General features: G+C 59.9%; 3 protein-coding genes and 1 pseudogene. All 4 read left to right on the top strand.

Features of this window, described 5'->3' with window-relative positions; genetic code table 11:
* The first annotated feature begins 191 nt into the window (after positions 1-191).
* Complete coding sequence (locus OP495_RS16925; protein ID WP_280563514.1) at positions 192-401, top strand: hypothetical protein; 210 nt, start codon at positions 192-194, stop codon at positions 399-401.
* Positions 398-754 carry an IS66 family insertion sequence element accessory protein TnpB gene (gene tnpB, locus OP495_RS16920; RefSeq protein WP_280563513.1) on the top strand — a complete coding sequence of 119 codons (357 nt, stop codon included), beginning with the start codon at positions 398-400 and terminating at the stop codon, positions 752-754. The genes OP495_RS16925 and tnpB overlap by 4 nt, the downstream gene beginning before the upstream one ends.
* A 44-nt stretch (positions 755-798) precedes the next feature.
* Positions 799-2409 (top strand): IS66 family transposase, encoded by a 1611-nt coding sequence (locus tag OP495_RS16915; protein ID WP_280563512.1) that lies wholly within the window; start codon positions 799-801, stop codon positions 2407-2409.
* Positions 2410-2435: 26 nt separating this feature from the next.
* Positions 2436-3068, top strand: a pseudogene (locus OP495_RS16910) (IS3 family transposase); the annotation flags it as partial.

Genomic DNA, 3068 nt, shown 5'->3' with positions numbered 1-3068 from the left:
CACTGTCGAGGTCGGCTAGAATGCTGCTAGCATTATGTGGGTTGCTTTTTTTATGGGAAATGTAGTCGTCATGATATTCTTTGCATTTCTCGTTTAGATATATTAACTTTGGTAAGCGGTCCACAAAACCCATCTTCTTGAGCTGAGCCGGATTCTGCAAACTGGTGCCCTCTGATGAAGAGGAGAACACCATGAACGAGCTGACGACCACGCAGGCCTACTGGCTGGGCCATCTGTTTCATGCTTCGTCCCGGCAATTGGCCTTGAGCGCCTATGCCGAGGAGCAAGGCCTCGATCTGGCCGCACTGCTGGCTTGGGAGCAGCGCCTGGCGGTGCAGAATATACCCGTGCCGCCACGTCATCGGCCGATGCGTTTCGTCGCTGTTGAGGTGGCTTCATGATCCGGCCGGATACCGGACTGCGCGTCTACCTCTGCCGCGAGCCGGTCGATATGCGTAAGCAAATCGATGGTCTGGCACTGCTGGTTCAGGAGGCCATGGAACTCAACCCGTTCGAAGCGGCGGTGTTCGTGTTCGGCAACCGCCAACGCGACAAGGTGAAGTTGCTGTTCTGGGAGCGCAACGGCTTCGTGGTCTGGTACAAGCGCCTGGAACGCGAACGCTTCAAGTGGCCCGACCGGGTAGCAGGCGATACGGTCACGCTCTCAGGCCAGGAGTTGAACTGGCTGCTCGATGGTTATGATCTGAATGTCATGCAGCCTCATCAGGTGCTGGATTTTCAGTCGGTGGGGTAGCCTTTTGACTCCCCTTATGCCGCCGAATTCGGTAAAATAGTGGTATGACTTCTTCGGCCTCCCCCGCTTCTGCCACCGTCTCTCAGCTGCAGAAACAAGTGCGTTCTCAGCAGGAAGAGATTGCGCGTCTTCATCAAGTGATGGAGAAGAAAGAGGCCCAGTGGGAAGCCACCAAGCAATCGCTATTCGAGCAATTTCGGCTGGCCATCGAGCGTCAATTCGGCCCCTCCACCGAGAAGTATCGCATCGAGCAAGGGGATCTTCTCATCAACGAAGCCGAAGCGGCGGTCGATGAGGAAGATGCCTCGACCGATGAGGCGTTCTCGGCCGATGCATCCTCCGCTGAAGACGCCGAGACGGCCTCTCGTCAACCGGCCCAGCGCCGCACCCGCGGCGGTCGCATTGCCTTACCGCCGGAACTTCCGCGCGTCGAGGTCGTCCACGAGCTTCCCGAGGAGGCCCGCCATTGCGCCGAAGACGACACCGCGCTCAAGGTCATCGGCGCGGAGGTCAGCGAGGAGCTCCACGTCGTGCCAGCGCGCATCGAAGTGATTCGTCATGTGCGACACAAATATGCCTGCCCAAGCTGCGAAGACGGCGTACAGATCGCCCCGGCGCCGGCCAAGTTACTGCCCAAAAGCAATGCCAGCGCCACGCTGCTGGCGTACGTAGCCACCGCCAAATATCAGGATGCGCTACCGCTCTACCGGCAGAACCAGATCTTCGCTCGCCATGGCGTCGAGATCCCGCGCAACACCCTGGCGCGCTGGATGGTCCAGGCCGGTGAACGACTCACACCGCTGATCGAAGCGCTACGCCAGCACCTGCTTCAAGCGCCGTTGATTCACATGGATGAAACGACGCTACAGGTCAATCAAGAAGCCGACCGAGCAGCGAATTCAACGTCCTACATGTGGCTACAGCGCGGGGGGCCGCCAGGTCAACAGATCGTGCTGTTCGACTATGATGCCAGCCGCGCCGGGCGGGTACCCGTGCGCCTGCTGGGGGACTATGCCGGTCGTTTGATCACCGATGGCTACGAAGGCTATGCCGAGGTGGTGCGCCGTAACGGCATCCCTCATGCCGGCTGCTGGGCGCACGCGCGACGTAAATTCGTCGAAGCGCAAAAGGCCCAGCCCAAGGGCAAGACCGGCAAGGCTGACTGGGCGATCAACCAGATCCGCAAGCTCTACGCCGTGGAGAAGCAAGCCCAAGGCATGACGCCCGAGGCTCGGCAAGCGCTGCGGGACCATAAGAGCCGCCCCTTGATTCAGCAGTTGCGGACGTGGCTCGACAAGTCAGTCAACCAGGTACTCCCCAAGAGCGCCCTGGGCAAAGCGCTGCACTACCTGGACGGTCAGTGGGGCCGTCTGACGCGTTTCCTCGACGACGGTCTGATCCCGCTGGACAACAACCCGGCCGAAAACGCCATCCGGCCCTTCGTGGTGGGGCGCAAGAACTGGCTCTTCAGCCACACGCCGCGCGGCGCCCACGCCAGTGCAGCCATCTACAGTCTGATCGAAACGGCCAAGGTCAACGGCCTCTCACCCTACGAGTACCTGCAGTTCGTGTTCGACACCCTGCCGACGCTCGCTGAAGATGACGACCTCGATGCGCTGATGCCCTGGCATTGGAAAGAGACGCTGCCGCTCTGAGTTAGTGGGGTTCGTGGATCGCTTACCTTCGCCAAGAACCAAAAGTGAAGCGCTACAACTTTATACATGAGCACAGTGGCCGGTTTTCCGTAACCCGGATGGCGTCTGTGCTCGGGGTGTCGCGAAGTGGGTATTACACATGGCAGAAGACGCGCTTGCAGTCCAGCCAATTGGAGCAGGCTCGGAAAAGGCTTGATCGCCGCGTGAAAGAAGCGTTTTGCCAGGGTAAGCAGCGCGACGGGGCTCGTCGTATCCAAGCCACGCTGGCCGCTGACGGATATCGGTATGATGTCAAAACGGTTGGGGCCAGCATGCGACGCCAGGCGCTGGTGCTCAAGGCCGCCCGCAAGTTTGTCGCCACCACAGACAGCGATCATCACTTGCCTGTGGCGCCCAACTTGCTGGAGCAGGACTTTGAAGCGACCGCCCCAAACCAGAAGTGGGCTGGCGACATCACGCACCTGATGAGCTCCGAAGGCTGGCTGTATCTGGCCGTCATCATTGACCTGTATTCGCGCTCTGTCATCGGCTGGTCCATGAACACCAGAATGACGGCAGATCTGGTCTGTGACGCGCTGGAGATGGCACTGTGGCGACGCAATTTCCCCGCCGGAGTGATCTGCCACAGCGACCGGGGAAGCCAATACTGTTCCCATGCC

It is taken from the genome of Chromohalobacter sp. 296-RDG, from assembly GCF_029889885.1.
GTDB lineage: Bacteria > Pseudomonadota > Gammaproteobacteria > Pseudomonadales > Halomonadaceae > Chromohalobacter.
The sequence above is the reverse complement of the archived record's forward strand: the minus strand, read 5'-3'. Positions and strand labels throughout refer to the sequence as shown.